Below are 15,477 nucleotides of genomic sequence, written 5' to 3' on the forward strand. Positions count from 1 at the left end.
GTTGATGAGTCGGTCAGGATGTATAACCAGCGGCGCCCTCACTTGTCACTGGAATATAAAACGCCCGATGAGGTGCATCGGGCGTTTGTATGAAATAAGTGTCAACCTATATCAGGACTAGACACTGGAATGCAGTGGCAGGGCGTTCCTGCCAGTTCGGGTTATTTATTCCGCTGCACTATTTGTTTCGTTGAACAATGCCCATCATCTTGTAGGTCAGCAGGGAGGCGGCAAAGTCGTATGCATGGAAGCCTTCGATCGGGGCGAATTCCATGATGTCGAAGCCGATGATTTTGCGCTGTTTGGCGACAGACTCGAACAGGTTCAGGGTCTGATACCAGCCCAGCCCGCCGGGTACCGGGGTGCCGGTGGACGGGAATACGGACGGGTCCATGCCGTCGATGTCCAGCGTGAAGAAAACCTGTTCAGGGAAGTCTTCCGGCAGTTCGATGCTCTGGATGTTTTGAGGTACCAGTTCATCGCCGTCCTGGAAGTAGACACCGTGCTGTTCGCGGATCTGCATTTCTTCTTCGCAGTAAGCGCGGATGCCTAACTGATACAGAGGAATGCCCATGTCCACAGCCCGTTTCATGACGGAGGCATGGCTCAGCGGATCGCCTTCGTAAGCTTCACGCAGGTCAGCGTGGGCGTCGATCTGGACGATGCCGAAGTTATCGTAACCTGCTTCGCGGAGGCCTTTAACTACGCCGTAGGTTACCGTGTGTTCGCCGCCGAAGACCACTGGCATGGCGCCGTTTTCGACGATCTTCTTTGTGGCCGCTGCAATGTTGTCGATCACCTGTTCAGGTGTCACTGTGCAGTCTACCGGTTCACAGGTGTAGATGCCTTCGCTGCAGGGTTTACTTTTCCCATCCCATTCTTCCAGCTGCCAGGAGGCTTTCAGGATTGAGGAAGGGCCTTCGTTGGTGCCGCCGCCATAGGAGACGGTTTTTTCATAGGGGACCGGCAATACGTGGAAGGCAGCCTGCTGAGGGTCAGGTTGCTCGATTTCTGATCCGAGGAATATCGGGTAGTCGTCCGGGTTGTAGTTCATGTCAGTTATCTCTTATACGTCAGCAGGATCAGGATAAGCGTTGCTTGAAGTCCTGATAGCCAAATGTCTTCACGGTTTTCAGTTCGTCTGTCTCAGAATTCCACAGGACCAGTGCCGGCAGTTTGGTGCCGTTAAAGGTGCTGGTTTTGACCATGGTGTAGTGTGACATATCTTCAAACAGCAGTCGCTGGCCCACTTCCAGGGGCGCGTCGAAGCTGTAGTCGTTGATGATGTCGCCGGCCAGGCAGGTCAGGCCACCCAGGCGATAGGTATGGGCTTTTTCGCCACTTTCACCGGCATGCATAATGTCTGGCCGGTAAGGCATTTCCAGGGTGTCGGGCATGTGGCAGGTGGCGGAAGTGTCCAACAGGGCCTGGTCGACCTGGTTATGAATGATGTCCAGTACTTCACAGCTGAGTACGCCGGTGCCAATGGCAACCGCTTCACCGGGCTCCAGGTAGACCTGTACGTCGTACTTGGTGGCGAATGCTTTGATGCGGCTGATCAGCGCTTCGGTGTTGTAACCTGGCGCAGTAATGTGATGACCGCCACCAAAGTTAATCCACTGCATTGTATGTAGCAGTTCACCAAAGCGGGCTTCTACCGCGTCCAGGGTGCGTGCCAGCGGTTCAAAGCCCTGTTCACACAGGGTATGAAAGTGCAGGCCGCTGATGTTGTTCAGCAGGTCTGGATTGGCCTCGATAGCGGCGTCCAGTTCGTCGCCAACGATGCCCAGCCGGGAGCCGGGGGCGCAGGGATCGTAAAGAGGAACGCTGCCTTCGGAGTGTTGTGGGTTGATACGCAGGCCGAACTGAATGTCCGGACGTTCTGCCAGTGCTGCCTGAGTCAGGGGCTGAAACCGTTGCCACTGTCCGGTGCTGTTAAACACCATGTGGTCTACAAAGGTGAGCAGTTCTTTTACATCGGCTTCGCTATAGGCGGCGCTGTAAACATGGACTTCGTTAGGGCGGCCGTCTGCCTGATATTCTTCATGGCCCAGCCGTGCTTCGTGCAGGCCGCTTGCGCAGGTGCCGTCCAGATAGCGGGCGGTCAGCGGGCCCAGTTCCCACATGGAGAAGGCTTTCAGAGCCGCCAGAATTTTTGCCCCGCTGGCGTCGGCGACTTCGCGGAGGATTTTCAGATTCCGTTCAATGGCGATCTGGTCAACCACAAACGCCGGTGAGGGCAGGCGGTTCAGATCCAGTTTGCTGAAATCGGTAAATTGCATAGTGTTACCAGCCGTAATTATGTCCGGGGCTGCTGCGAAAAAACCGCCGCAGCGTTAACTGCGACGGTTTTTTTCAGCGCGTATATTGCTGTGTGGATTACTGTTCCAGGCTGAATTCGTCCAGTTCAATAACCTTCCACGGCAGGCCGTACTTGTTCATGTCGTCCATGAATCCGTCCGGATCGAACTGTTCGATGTTCCATACACCCGGTTTCAGCCAGTTGCCTTCCAGCATTTGCTTCGCACCGATCATGGCCGGTACACCGGTGGTGTAAGACACCGCCTGAGAGTTTACTTCCTGGTAGCACTTCTGGTGGTCGCAGGTGTTGTAGCAGTAAACGATCTTTTCTTTGCCGTCTTTAATACCGCGAACCACTACGCCGATGCAGGTTCTGCCAACTGTGCGCGGGCCCAGGGTGGATGGATCCGGCAACAGGTGAGCCAGCAGCTGGATCGGTACAATTTCCTGACCGTTGAATTCGATTGCCTCGATACCGGTCATGCCGACGTTGCCCAGCACTTCAAGGTGCTTCAGGTAGCTGTCGCCGAAGCTCATCCAGAACTGCGCACGCTTCAGAGTAGGGTAGTGCTTGGTCAAAGATTCCAGCTCTTCGTGGTACAGACGGTAGATGTTGTAAGTACCCACTTCTTCCGGGCAGGTGAAGCTGGCTTTCTTAGACATTGCCGGTGTGGTGACGAACTCGCCGTTTTCCCAGTGGCGGCAGTCAGCGGTGACTTCACGGATGTTGATTTCCGGGTTGAAGTTGGTGGCGAACGGGTAGCCGTGGTCGCCGCCGTTGACGTCGATGATGTCCAGTTCGTGGATTTCATCAAAGTAATGTTTGGCAACGTAAGCGGTGAATACGTTGGTTGCACCCGGATCAAAGCCGCTGCCCAGCAGTGCAGTCAGGCCGGCTTTTTCAAATCGTTCCTGATAGGCCCACTGCCACTTGTATTCAAACTTGGCAGTGTCCAGTGGCTCGTAGTTAGCGGTGTCCATGTAGTGCACGCCGGCTTCCAGACAGGCGTCCATGATGGTCAGATCCTGATATGGCAAAGCAACGTTGATCACCAGTTCCGGTTTTTCAGCTTTCAGCAGGGCTGCCAGTTCCGGTACGTTGTCCGCATCAACCTGTGCAGTGCGGATGGTCTGGCCGGTTTTTTCTTTAACCTGTTCAGCAATGGTGACGCACTTGGATTCGGTACGGCTGGCCAGGATGATGTCGTCAAAGATTTCTGCTACCTGAGCACATTTCTGAGCAACAACACCGCCGACACCGCCGGCACCAATGATCATGACTTTTGACATATTTATGATCCTTTATTGTGAGTCCTGTCGGACGTTCTGCGCCGGGATCTGTCCGGCACTGTCAATGAATGTTCAGCAAGCTTTGTCGGCCGGCTGATTTTAATGTTGTTCGCGTTCGAAGTAGGTGTAGCCCTGCAGGCTTTCCCGGAACGCTTTTAGCATTTGCTGCCGCTGGGCAACGTTAATGCGTTTATCCCGCACCGCCTGCTCGGCGGTCCGGCGAAACTGTTCGAGCATATGTTTGGGGTCGTATTCAACATAGCTGAGCACGTCAGCAATGCTGTCGCCCTGGAATTCACGGGCAAAGTCGAAACTGCCGTCGCTGTTTATCTTCACGCTGACAACGTTAGTATCGCCAAACAGGTTATGCAAATCCCCGAGGGTTTCCTGATAGGCGCCCACCAGGAATATGCTCAGGTAGTATTCTTCGCCATCCCGCAGCGGGTGTAGCGGCAGGGTATTGCGAATGCCGTCGGGGGTAGTGAAGTTATCAATCTTGCCGTCACAGTCGCAGGTGATGTCTGCCAGAATCGCTTCCCGGGTTGGCTTTTCGTCCAGCCGGTGAATTGGCATGATCGGGAATACCTGATCAATGGCCCAGATATCCGGCAGGGACTGGAACAGGCTGAAGTTACCGTAGTAAATGTCAGATAGCAGTTCGGGCAGTTTTTCCAGTTCCGGCGGTACCCGGTCTACCTGGCTGAGCAGTTTTGCAATTTTTTCCAGTACGGCCAGGGTGATGTTTTCAGCCATCGCCCGGGCGCGCAGGTCGGTCTGGCCGCGGCGGAACAGTTCGCGGACTTCATCCCGGTAGTAGAGTGCATCGTTGTAGCACTCCTGAAATTTTTGTACGTCTACCGCTTGCAGAACCGCAAACAGGTTATGCAGCAGTTCGTGGGCATCTTCGGGCAGTTGTACAGGCAACGGCGACGGTTCGTGGTTACGTACATCCAGGATGTTGAACAGCAGCATGGATGAATAAGCAACAGTGGCCCGGCCGGATTCAGAGACGATGACCGGATGGTTGATATTCAGTGGGTCGAGGCTTTCGCGAATGGTTTCCACGATGTTGACGCAGTATTCATCCAGCTGATAGTTCATGCTGTGGGTGCTGTTAGTGCGGGCGCCTTCGTAATCTACTGCCAGGCCGCCACCCAGATCCAGATAGCCCATTGGCGCGCCTTCAGCGATCAGCCCGGAATAGAAACGGCAGGCTTCCAGTACGCCGCTGCGGATATTACGGATGTTAGGAATCTGAGAACCCAGATGACAGTGCAGTAACTGCAGGCAGTGGAGCATGTCAGCAGCTTTCAGTTCATCGATAACATCCAGCAGGCCGCCGGTGGATAAACCGAAAATAGATCGGTCGCCGCTGTCTTCGTTCCAGTGGCCTTCTACCACTACAGAGGATTTGATGCGCACACCGATCAGCGGATCAATATTCAGGGCTTTGCTGCGTTCCAGAATAATGGGCAGCTCGGTTGGGGTTTCCAGTACAAAGAAGCACGGAATGCCCATTTGTCGGGCATAGAGGCCCAGCTCAATAAACTCGGCATCTTTATAGCCGTTACAGATAATCAGGCTGCGGTGATCTTTGAGCTGTGACAGAGCAATGATCAGTTCTGCTTTACTGCCAGCTTCCAGTCCGTGGTGATAATGGCTGCCAAAGTCGGCAATTTCTTCAATCACGTGGCACTGCTGGTTGACCTTGATGGGAAACACGCCGCGGTATTCGTTGTTGTAACCGGCATCACTGATCGCCCGGGCAAAGGCTTCATTGAGTTCTTTTATCCGCTGGTCCAGCACGTTTTCTATACGCAGTACTGCCGGCATTTCCAGACCGCGTTCTTTCATGCCTTCTACAATGTCCAGCAGGGAAACTTCGGTACGCTTGCCGTTAGTGACAGTGACGACTGCTTCACCGTTAGCGGCAATGTCAAAATAGCCGGCACCCCAGTTGCGCACGCCATAGAGGTCCGCACTGTTATCGGTACTCCAGCGGTTTTCAGCATCGGCCGGTGTGGAGTCAGGTGTCGGGGAATAGGTAGAAGGTGTCGCCATAATTAATCTGCAAATACCTGAAGTGTGGCACATAAACGAGGTATTGAACGGAAGGGAATCACCCTGTTGTTCAAGCTGGCATTTTCTCCGTAATCAGCCCGGTGTCAAACTTTTTCTGAGGGATTTATTGCCGGAAAATATCCGCTAAAACAATAAGTTGAATAATGTTTCGGGTTGTTTTTTTGGAGAGGTTTCAGGATGTGCTGATTTTACAGTGAGTTATGACTGTGATGCTGAATTGTCAGGGCTGTTATGTGATTGGTAGGGGTTTTCACAGCAGACACGTCGTTATTCACCATGGCGAGATACAAAATGTGACAGCCAGTGGCCGTGATCTTTTGTATGCTTGTGGGTAGCCAGGGCAGAATTGGCCAGTATTTTTGCTTATTTGCGACTCGCTTTTACTGGCATGTTTTCAGCTGTTTAAGGCAGTTAGCAGCAGGTTAAAGCCTGATAAATACTGCTGGCATCATATTGCTCCAGCATCTGGTTCTAACTGATTTTACCGTGGTGCCATTAATTTATGGGGTATAGAGAAGCACTGTGCGATGTCGTTTTGAGTGCTTTGACACGTTGTACGCGGTAGTTTTACAGATTGCGTGGCGGGCCTGAGTATAACTTTACAGTCCGTCTGATCCGGCACTGCAGCAAACAAACAATAATAATGAGTTTCCTCAGAGGAGGTGAGCATGACCTTTAATGCTAATGAATTTGACGCCAAAGAAGTAGTAAGCAAAGACCGTAACAATGTATGGCACCACTTGTCACAGCATAAGCCTTATGAAGAAAGCGATCCGCTGATGATCGTTAAAGGCGAAGGTATGCGCGTCTGGGATGCGAAAGGTAATGAATACCTGGATGCAGTTTCCGGTGCAGTATGGACTGTAAACGTTGGCTATGGCCGTACTGAAATTGCTGATGCTGTTCGTGACCAGCTGGTTACTATGAACTACTTCGCACAGACTGCCGGTAACGTACCTGCAGCTCAGTTTGCTGAGAAGCTGCTGGAAAAAATGCCTGGCATGAGCCGTGTTTATTATTCTAACTCCGGTTCTGAAGCGAACGAGAAGTGCTTCAAGATGGTTCGCCAGATCGCTGAGAAGAAGTACGGCGGCAAGAAACACAAGATTCTGTTCCGTGAGCGTGATTACCACGGTACTACTATTACTGCACTGAGTGCGACTGGTCAGTTCGAGCGTAAGAACCAGTATGGTCCTTTCACTCCTGGTTTCGTTGAAGTACCACACTGCTGCGAATACCGCGCGCAGGAAGGTGCTGATCTGGAAAACTACGGCGTTTGGGCTGCTAACCAGATTGAAAAAGTTATCCTGGAAGAAGGTCCTGAAACTGTTGGTGCTCTGTGTCTGGAGCCAATCACTGCCGGTGGTGGTGTGATTGAGCCGCCTGCAGGCTACTGGGATCGCGTTCAGGAAATCTGCAAGAAGTACGACATCCTGCTGCACATTGATGAAGTAGTATGTGGCCTGGGCCGTACCGGTACATGGTTCGGTTACCAGCACTACGGCATCAAGCCAGACATGGTTACCATGGCGAAAGGTGTTGCTTCCGGTTACGCGGCGATCTCTTGTACTGTTACTACTGAAGAAGTATTTGAGATGTTCAAAGATCCTGAAGATCCACGTATGGATTACTTCCGTGACATCTCTACTTTCGGTGGCTGTACTGCGGGTCCTGCTGCAGCACTGGTTAACATGCAGATCATTGAAGATGAGAACCTGCTGGATAACGTTAAGATTCAGGGCGAATACCTGCTGGGCCGCCTGAATGAGCTGAAAGATAAGTACGACGTTATCGGTGATGTTCGCGGTAAAGGTCTGTTCTGTGGTTTTGAGCTGGTTAAAGACCGTGAAACCAAAGAGCCTGTTGATGAAAGCGTATCTACTGCTATCGGTGCACACTGCATGGCAAATGGCGTAATCATGGGCCGTACTAACCGTTCTTTCCGTGAATTCAACAACACTATCTGCATGAGCCCTGCGCTGATCGCTACTCAGGCTGATATTGATGTAATTGTTGAAGCACTGGATAACGCACTGGCTGAAGTAGCTCCTAACGCTTAATTCAGCTTATCCGCAGGGCCTTTCCGGGCCTTGCGGTCATATCCCGAAAATACCAGTCCGGTTTGGTCTTTCATTCCTTAGTCGTAGTTTGCTAAGTGTTTGATGATTAAGCAGGACTGGTATTTTGTCTTGAGAACCCCGCCTCTGTCTTAGCGAACTGAGTCAGGCGTGTTATGCTTCTCATATACGCTGTTTTTACAAAAAATATAAATTAAAGAATATCTTAGCGGCCAGACCGGAGAGCAACCAAGAAGTGCTCCGTGTTGTCTGGGCGGCAGGAAGATATTGCTCAGGCGTTCCGGTGCAGGTCCGTCGGGGATAACTTTCTGGCGGATAGCAAAAGAAGTGCATGTAATTGGCGAATATAAGGCAAGATGAATGTTTCAGCTTTTTCATTTGACTCCAGGTAAAGGCGGCAGTTTACAGCAGCAGTTACGGGAGCAGATTGCGACGGCGATACTTAACGGTAATATCCCGGTGGATTCACCGTTGCCGTCCAGTCGTAAACTGGCACAGCAGCTGAATGTCGCACGTAATACCGTGGTTCTGGCTTACGAACATTTGCTGGATGACGGTTATCTGCTGGCGCGTGAGCGTAGCGGGTATTATGTGAACCCAGACATCCTGAATGGTCAGGTTAAGCTTGATGTTCCGAGTCGTCAGGAAGTCGACATTCCGGCGACCCAGATTGACTGGGCGAACCGCTTTAAGCTTCGTCCCAGTGAGCAGAGTAATATTGTTAAACCCCGTGACTGGCAGAGTTACGATTATCCTTTTATTTACGGGCAGTTTGATACCTCGCTGTTTCCGACAGTTAACTGGCGTGAGTGTTGCCGGGATGCGGTTAGCGGACCGGCGATCGGTGACTGGGCTGCAGACCGGTTTGATAATGATGATCCTTTGCTGGTTGAGCAGATCCGCACCCGGTTATTGCCCCGCAGAGGTGTCTGGGCATCGGCGGATCAGATTCTGGTAACGGTAGGTGCTCAGCAGGCGCTGTATATGCTGGCCAAGCTGTTACTGGATGAGAAGAGTGTCATTGGCCTTGAAGACCCGGGTTATGTGGATATCCGCAATATCGCCAGTCTGAATCCGTCTCAGGTACGGCCGATTCCGGTTGATAAAGACGGTATGCAGGTCGATGAGCATCTGACTGGCTGTGATCTGGTGTATACGACGCCGAGCCACCAGTGCCCAACAACGGTTACGATGCCGATTGAACGCCGCTATGAGTTACTGAGGCGGGCTGAAGAAGATAATTTCCTCATCATTGAGGATGATTATGAAAGCGAAACCAACTTTAAGTCGAATCCGATTCCGGCTCTGAAAAGCCTGGATAAAAATGACCGGGTGCTCTACATCGGCAGTTTGTCGAAGACGCTGGCACCGGGGCTGCGGGTTGGTTACATGGTGGGGCCTGCTGAGTTTATTGAAGAGGCCAGGGCATTACGCCGTTTAATGGTTCGCCATCCGGCAGCCAATAATCAGCGTTCAGTTGCGCTATTCCTTGAACGGGGTTACCACGATTCACTGATCATGAATATCATGCGTAATTATCAGACCCGCTGGCGGGCAATGGATGAGGCGCTGACAGAATATTTGCCGGAATCCCATGATCAGCCTACCTTTGGTGGCTCCTGTTACTGGGTAAGGGGGCCGGAAGGTCTGGATACCCTTGAGTTGCAGAAGCGGGCCATGGAAGAAGGGATTCTGATTGAGTCCGGCGCGATACATTTCCTCCGGGAGCCGATGCCAAAGAATTATTTCCGTCTGGCTTACTCGTCAATTTCGACAGATAAGATTGAGCCGGGAATTAAAAAACTGGCTGAACTGATCCATTCGATGGTTGAGTAAATTCAAAAAAAACCGCTCTGGACGAGCGGTTTTTTGTTTTTTGGCTCCATTATAACGTGTTGATTTGGCGGGTTTTTGTCTGGTTTTGGCTGCTGGCACCATGCTGGCGCAACTTGTAGCTTAAATCTGGTTCTACTGTGTTTTGCCCGTCGATCCTAATCTGTATTGCATCTTAGCTGTACTGGTAGAAAGACTTCTGCTCAGTCAGAACGAGCAAAGTCTACTACCTTGTAATGAATAAAAAGAGCTAACGGAAGGAGTGGTACGATGTTGATAGGTGTCCCGAAAGAGATTAAAAATCACGAATACCGCATCGGTATGGTACCTGCCAGTGTGCAGGAGCTGACCAGCCGCGGACATCAGGTTGTGGTGGAAACTCAGGGCGGTGCGGGTATCGGTTTTAGCGACGATGATTATCGTGCAGCCGGTGCAACCATCGCGAACAGCCCTGAAGAGATCTTCGCCAGCGCTGATATGATCGTGAAAGTGAAGGAGCCGCAAGCCGTTGAACGGAAAATGCTGCGTCCGGATCAGTTACTTTTTACTTATCTTCATCTTGCCCCGGATCCGGAGCAGACCGACGATTTGCAAGCCAGCGGGGCGACCTGCATTGCATATGAGACGGTTACCTCTGATCGCGGCGGTCTTCCGTTACTTGCACCAATGTCTGAAGTGGCCGGACGGATGTCTATCCAGGCCGGTGCTGCCTGCCTGGAGAAGTCCAAGCAGGGGCGTGGTGTTCTGCTCGGCGGTGTTCCGGGTGTAGAACCTGCAAAAGTGACTATTATTGGTGGTGGCGTTGTAGGTTCTAACGCGGCCCGTATGGCAGTCGGTATGGGTGCCCAGGTTGTGGTACTTGACCGTTCTGTTGATGTATTGCGCCGGATTGTGTCTGAATTTGGTACAACGGTGCAGACTGTGTATTCCAGCAAGGCAGCACTTGAAGAGCATGTGTTGTCTGCTGATCTGGTAATCGGCGGTGTGCTGATTCCGGGCGCGGCGGCGCCTAAGCTGGTAACAGCTGATATGGTGTCCCGCATGAAGCCGGGTTCTGCGGTTGTGGATGTTGCGATTGATCAGGGTGGCTGTTTTGAAACATCCCGTGCAACAACCCATCAGGACCCAACATATATTGTCGATGATGTGGTGCATTACTGTGTGGCAAATATGCCAGGCGCTGTTGCCCGTACATCGACTCTGGCTCTGAACAACGCCACTTTGCCATATATTGTGGCACTGGCGGATCTGGGCTGGCAGGAAGCCATTCGCCGGGACAAGCACCTGGCAAACGGCCTCAACGTTCATGCTGGTAAGATCACCAGTGAAGAAGTCGCAGTGGCGTTAGGGCGTGAATATTCGCCTTTCAGCGCTTAATTGTTAACTGATGTGGCGTTAATTCCGGTTAACGCCTTTTAATATAATAAGGAATTCTAATTATGGCTCGTATGACTCCTAGTGAAGCATTTGTAGAAACCCTTGTTGCCAACGGTGTTACTGACTGTTTTGGTATCATGGGTTCTGCATTTATGGATGCGATGGATATTTTCACCCCGGCAGGTATCCGTTTGATCCCTGTAGTGCATGAGCAAGGTGCTGGCCATATGGCTGACGGTTACGCTCGTGTATCTGGTCGTCACGGTGTTTGTATCGCTCAGAACGGTCCTGGTATTACTAACTTCGTTACTGCGATCGCTGCTGCATACTGGGCTCACTCTCCAGTTGTATGTATCACTCCTGAAACCGGTACTAACTCTCAGGGTCTGGGTGGTTTCCAGGAAGCTGAACAGCTGCCATTCTTCGAAACTATCACTAAGTACCAGGTAAGTGTTGTAAACAACACCCGTATGGCTGAACTGACTGCTCGCTGCTTCGACCGCGCGATGCTGGAAAACGGTCCTACTCAGCTGAACATCCCACGTGATAACTTCTACGGCGACATCGACTGTGAAATTCCACAGCCTATCCGTATCGAACGTTCTGCTGGTGGCCCTGAGTCCCTGAAAGAAGCCGCTGAACTGCTGGCTAACGCTGAATTCCCAGTAATGGTTGCTGGTGGCGGTGTTGTAATGGGCGATGCTTACGAGCAGGCTATTGCGATTGCTGAACAGCTGGAAATGCCAGTTGTAAGCAGCTACCTGCACAATGACTCTTTCCCTGCTTCTCACCGTCTGGGTACTGGTTCTCTGGGTTACCAGGGTTCTAAAGCAGCGATGCGCGTTATCTCTAAAGCTGACGTTGTACTGGCTCTGGGTACCCGTCTGGGACCATTCGGTACTCTGCCACAGCACGGCATGGACTACTGGCCGAAAGACGCTAAGATCATCCAGGTTGACTGCAACGCTAAGATGCTGGGTCTGGTTAAGAAGATCTCTGTTGGTATCCACGGCGACGCGAAAGCAACTGCTAACGCTCTGATGGACCTGCTGAAAGACAAGTCTCCTAAGTGTCTGGAAAACAAAGAAGAGCGTCTGAAGCTGGTTGCTGCTGAGAAAGAATCTTGGGAAACTGAGCTGACTGAGTGGATCCACGAGAAAGATGATTACTCTCTGGACATGATCGCTGAACAGGCTGAGGAAGAAGGTAACTACCTGCACCCACGTCAGGTTCTGCGTGCTCTGGAAGAAGCTATGCCTGCAGACGTAATGGTGTCTACTGATATCGGTAACATCAACTCTGTTGCTAACAGCTACCTGCGTTTCGAACGTCCACGTTCTTTCTTCGCACCAATGTCTTTCGGTAACTGTGGTTACGCACTGCCTACTATCATGGGTGCTAAAGTTGCTGCGCCAGAGCGTCCGGCTGTATCTTACGCTGGTGACGGTGCATGGGGCATGTCCATGATGGAAATCATGACTTGTGTACGTGAAGATATCCCTGTTACTGCTGTTGTATTCCACAACCGTCAGTGGGGTGCTGAGAAGAAGAACCAGGTTGAGTTCTACAACCGTCGTTTCGTTGCTGGCGAACTGGAAAACCAGAGCTTCGCAGGCATCGCTAAGGCTATGGGTTCTGAAGGCGTTGTTGTAGACAAGCTGGAAGACGTAGGTCCTGCTCTGAAAGAAGCTATCCGTAAGCAGATGGAAGAGCGTGTTACTACCGTAATCGAAATTATGTGTACTCGTGAACTGGGTGACCCGTTCCGCCGTGACGCGCTGGCTAAGCCAACTCGTTACCTGGATAAGTACAAAGACTTCGTATAAGTCTTAGTTTTATCGACAGCAAACCGAAGGCCTCTGGCCTTCGGTTTTTTTTTCCGGGTTGCTGGGTTTCAAGTGTTTACATCCTGTTTAAGACTTTTGTGAATAGCCCATCTTCAGGTGATATATTCACAGCAGTTTTTTATTAAGAATATGCGCAGATACCGCGGTTAGCGGGCGTCGGCGAGAAGGAGTCTTTTTTATGACCGCATTAGAGAAAATTTTTCAACGGGCGAGTGCTGATCCACGTTCGATCGTACTGGCTGAGGGTAATGACCCGCGTATTCTTGAAGCGGCTGTCAGTGCCACTGCACAGGGGATTGCCGATATTACTGTGCTGGGTAACGTTGATGAGGTGAAAGCGCTGGCGGTTGCCAACGAGCTGGATCTGACATCCATTGCCGTGCTGGACCCTAAAACGTCTGATGCCGCTGATCGTTATGCGCAGGCGTTGTTTGAGAAGCGTAAAGCGAAGGGGATGACCGAAGAAAAAGCTGCCGAGCTGATCCGTGATCCGCTGTATTACGCGCAGATGATGGTGCACCTGGGTGATGCGGACGGTTCGGTTGCCGGTGCCGTGTATACAACTGGTGATGTTGTGCGCGGTGCGATTCAGATCATCGGTATGTCTGAAAGCAGTTCTATGGTTTCCAGCTTCTTTCTGATGATGATGTCTCAGCCGCACCATGATATGCAGGGCGGGATTGTGTTCTCTGATTGTGGTTTGGTAATTGATCCGGATGCGCAGCAGTTATCCCAGATTGCAATGTCTGCTGCCGCCAGTGCGCAGACTATGCTCGGTGAAGAGCCGCGGGTGGCGATGTTATCGTTTTCCACCCATGGCAGTGCAAACCACCCGGCGGTAGATAAAGTGGCTGAAGCGACCCGTCTGGTTCGTGAACAGATGCCTGATCTTAAACTGGACGGTGAAGTGCAGTTTGATGCGGCCATTGTGCCGGCGATTGCGGAACGTAAAGTAAAAGATTCTCAGGTAAACGGCCAGGCCAACGTGCTGGTCTTCCCAAGCCTGGAGGCGGGCAATATCGGTTATAAGATTGCTGAGCGTATTGGTAAGGCTGAGGCGATTGGACCGGTCCTGCAGGGCCTGAAGAAGCCTGCCAATGATCTTTCCCGCGGTTGCAGCGCTAAAGATGTGGTAAACGTGATTGCAATTACTGTGTTGCAGGCGCAAAACCTATAATTGAAGGCAGCTGAAAACTTGTCTGAAAACGTCGTTGCGAGGGTGAACCTGCAACGGCGTTTTTGTTTGCGGTTCTGAAAAAGTGGTTTTCGGTCTTTGACCTTCGAATGAAAATTTTTTGTCTGTTTGTTCTTAATATTTTGTTATGTAAGTTATAACTTAATGTTTTAAAAGGATTTATTTGGTCTTGTTACTGGTTCTAAATTTTAAAAATTTTTGGCCCTAACTTAAAGTCTGAAACACGTTTCTAATAGCGTCATCCTGAGTCGTAGTTTGGCAATTGTTGATTTGACTTCAAGTTGAAAGCTTCAGACATGACTGGTCGAAAACAATAACAAAGGGGGTCGCAATGGCTTTACAGAAATATGGTTTCATCGTTAAAAGTGCTGACTTGGACATGTTCAAGCATCAGGGGCACATGGCGAGTGATAACTTTAATATGTCGATCGCTGGCGTACAGGACGCCGGGCAGGCCTGCTTTGTAGCACAAGAGATGCTTACTAAAGGTGTTCAGCTGATAGAGCTGTGTGGTGCGTTTTCCGGTGAGGAAGCACAGCAGATCCGTGATGCGCTCGAAGACAGAATTCCTGTGGGTTACGTTCAGTACACCACAGAAGAACGCGAACGCTTAACGCGCGAGCTGAGTTAAGTCAGAGTCCGGGCACGGTTAACAGTTGAAGCATAGAGGGCTGGCAGCCTACTGAATTAATAACGGGGTTTTTTACCAGGCATTATTCTGACTGCCAGTGCTTCAACTCGACTACCGAATCCGGGCGCAATCATCATAGGTGCCCATATGAAGATCATACTTGCTGATCGCTCGCCGCTGTTTCGTCTTGGTTTAGGTCTTGCGTTAGAGCAGGCCGGGATCATCGTTGATACGTTTGAAGTAAACAGTATTGAAACGATGGCCAGCCGCCTGAACAAAACCAGTGGTACTGTCGTGGTTATCGTTGATGCGCAGTTGCCGGGATTGCAAAGCCTTAATCAGCTTAAGGTTGCAGCCGGTAATGCGGATGCGCGTTTCCTGATTATGACCAATAATCTGGACATTGTTGTGTCCCGCTGGGCGGTGCTGAATGGCTTTCACGGAGTGATTGCCAAGACATCGGGTATGGAAGAGTTTGGTAATGCTATCCGCAATGTGCTGGAAGGCCAGATCTGGCGTTATGATGAAACAGCGGATCCTGATCAGCTGAGTGGACAGCAGACCCGAATCGGTTATGCATTGCGCCGTTTGTCTGAACAGGAAAACAACGTGCTGAGCCTGGTGCGCTGCGGTTTGCGTAATAAGCAGATTGCCCATCAGATGTCGCTCACCGAGCACACGATTAAATCACATATGTCGAATATTCTTCGCAAGCTGGAAATCGAGAACCGGACTCAGTTAGTGATTGCGGTGCAAAAAATCGATCTTAATCAGGCGCGTTTGTTAACGGCCTGATCACTTCAGACAGCTCCCCAGTAGTATTCAGGCAAACAATGGGGAGCT

Annotated in this window: 12 protein-coding genes; 8 read left to right on the top strand and 4 right to left on the bottom strand. The window is 51.1% G+C overall.

Annotated elements, in window-relative coordinates:
• On the top strand, nucleotides 1-93 hold a 93-nt coding region (locus tag JYB63_RS21825), incomplete at its 5' end, for an integrase core domain-containing protein (RefSeq protein ID WP_205658405.1).
• Between the two features lie 85 nt (nucleotides 94-178).
• Here the strand turns inward: JYB63_RS21825 and speB are convergent.
• From speB to speA, 4 genes are all read right to left on the bottom strand, one after another.
• Nucleotides 179-1,054, bottom strand: coding sequence for an agmatinase (speB, locus tag JYB63_RS21830; RefSeq protein WP_205660057.1), 876 nt, complete (start codon nucleotides 1,052-1,054; stop codon nucleotides 179-181).
• Nucleotides 1,055-1,082: 28 nt separating this feature from the next.
• Nucleotides 1,083-2,282, bottom strand: coding sequence for a carboxynorspermidine decarboxylase (gene nspC, locus JYB63_RS21835; RefSeq protein ID WP_205660058.1), 1,200 nt, complete (start codon nucleotides 2,280-2,282; stop codon nucleotides 1,083-1,085).
• A gap of 97 nt (nucleotides 2,283-2,379) precedes the next feature.
• Entirely contained in the window at nucleotides 2,380-3,591 is a 1,212-nt protein-coding gene (locus JYB63_RS21840) for a saccharopine dehydrogenase family protein (RefSeq protein ID WP_205660059.1), read from the bottom strand.
• 99 nt (nucleotides 3,592-3,690) lie between these two features.
• Complete coding sequence (speA, locus tag JYB63_RS21845; RefSeq protein ID WP_205660060.1) at nucleotides 3,691-5,652, bottom strand: biosynthetic arginine decarboxylase; 1,962 nt, start codon at nucleotides 5,650-5,652, stop codon at nucleotides 3,691-3,693.
• Between the two features lie 689 nt (nucleotides 5,653-6,341).
• Between speA and JYB63_RS21850 the strand changes: the two genes are divergently transcribed.
• The 7 genes from JYB63_RS21850 (at nucleotide 6,342) to JYB63_RS21880 (ending at nucleotide 15,429) form a co-directional block, all read left to right on the top strand.
• The gene (locus JYB63_RS21850; protein WP_205660061.1) at nucleotides 6,342-7,733 is read left to right on the top strand and encodes an aminotransferase family protein; all 1,392 of its coding nucleotides are present in this window, start codon (nucleotides 6,342-6,344) and stop codon (nucleotides 7,731-7,733) included.
• 378 nt (nucleotides 7,734-8,111) lie between these two features.
• A complete protein-coding gene (gene pdxR / locus JYB63_RS21855; protein ID WP_205660062.1) occupies nucleotides 8,112-9,587 on the top strand; it encodes a MocR-like pyridoxine biosynthesis transcription factor PdxR in 1,476 nt (491 codons plus the stop codon).
• A 267-nt stretch (nucleotides 9,588-9,854) separates the two neighbouring features.
• Nucleotides 9,855-10,961 (top strand): alanine dehydrogenase, encoded by a 1,107-nt coding sequence (gene ald, locus JYB63_RS21860; RefSeq protein ID WP_205660063.1) that lies wholly within the window; start codon nucleotides 9,855-9,857, stop codon nucleotides 10,959-10,961.
• 62 nt (nucleotides 10,962-11,023) lie between these two features.
• On the top strand, nucleotides 11,024-12,787 hold the full coding sequence (gene xsc, locus JYB63_RS21865; protein WP_205660064.1) for a sulfoacetaldehyde acetyltransferase: 1,764 nt from the start codon (nucleotides 11,024-11,026) through the stop codon (nucleotides 12,785-12,787).
• 199 nt (nucleotides 12,788-12,986) lie between these two features.
• On the top strand, nucleotides 12,987-13,985 hold the full coding sequence (pta, locus tag JYB63_RS21870; protein ID WP_205660065.1) for a phosphate acetyltransferase: 999 nt from the start codon (nucleotides 12,987-12,989) through the stop codon (nucleotides 13,983-13,985).
• 349 nt (nucleotides 13,986-14,334) lie between these two features.
• Entirely contained in the window at nucleotides 14,335-14,634 is a 300-nt protein-coding gene (locus JYB63_RS21875) for a DUF6506 family protein (RefSeq protein ID WP_205660066.1), read from the top strand.
• Between the two features lie 147 nt (nucleotides 14,635-14,781).
• Nucleotides 14,782-15,429, top strand: a complete 648-nt coding sequence (locus JYB63_RS21880) for a LuxR family transcriptional regulator (RefSeq protein ID WP_205660067.1) — start codon at nucleotides 14,782-14,784, stop codon at nucleotides 15,427-15,429.
• The last annotated feature ends 48 nt before the right edge of the window (nucleotides 15,430-15,477 follow it).

The sequence above is a fragment of the Aliamphritea spongicola genome, assembly GCF_017051665.1.
GTDB lineage: Bacteria > Pseudomonadota > Gammaproteobacteria > Pseudomonadales > Balneatricaceae > Amphritea > Amphritea spongicola.

Bases quoted from the DNA above. Each gene is read 5' to 3' on its own strand.
- JYB63_RS21850 (WP_205660061.1), top strand. From the start codon at position 6,342: ATGACCTTTAATGCTAATGAATTTGACGCCAAAGAAGTAGTAAGCAAA.
- speA (WP_205660060.1), bottom strand. From the start codon at position 5,652: ATGGCGACACCTTCTACCTATTCCCCGACACCTGACTCCACACCGGCC.
- xsc (WP_205660064.1), top strand. From the start codon at position 11,024: ATGGCTCGTATGACTCCTAGTGAAGCATTTGTAGAAACCCTTGTTGCC.
- pta (WP_205660065.1), top strand. From the start codon at position 12,987: ATGACCGCATTAGAGAAAATTTTTCAACGGGCGAGTGCTGATCCACGT.
- JYB63_RS21840 (WP_205660059.1), bottom strand. From the start codon at position 3,591: ATGTCAAAAGTCATGATCATTGGTGCCGGCGGTGTCGGCGGTGTTGTT.
- JYB63_RS21875 (WP_205660066.1), top strand. From the start codon at position 14,335: ATGGCTTTACAGAAATATGGTTTCATCGTTAAAAGTGCTGACTTGGAC.
- speB (WP_205660057.1), bottom strand. From the start codon at position 1,054: ATGAACTACAACCCGGACGACTACCCGATATTCCTCGGATCAGAAATC.
- ald (WP_205660063.1), top strand. From the start codon at position 9,855: ATGTTGATAGGTGTCCCGAAAGAGATTAAAAATCACGAATACCGCATC.
- JYB63_RS21880 (WP_205660067.1), top strand. From the start codon at position 14,782: ATGAAGATCATACTTGCTGATCGCTCGCCGCTGTTTCGTCTTGGTTTA.
- pdxR (WP_205660062.1), top strand. From the start codon at position 8,112: ATGTTTCAGCTTTTTCATTTGACTCCAGGTAAAGGCGGCAGTTTACAG.
- nspC (WP_205660058.1), bottom strand. From the start codon at position 2,282: ATGCAATTTACCGATTTCAGCAAACTGGATCTGAACCGCCTGCCCTCA.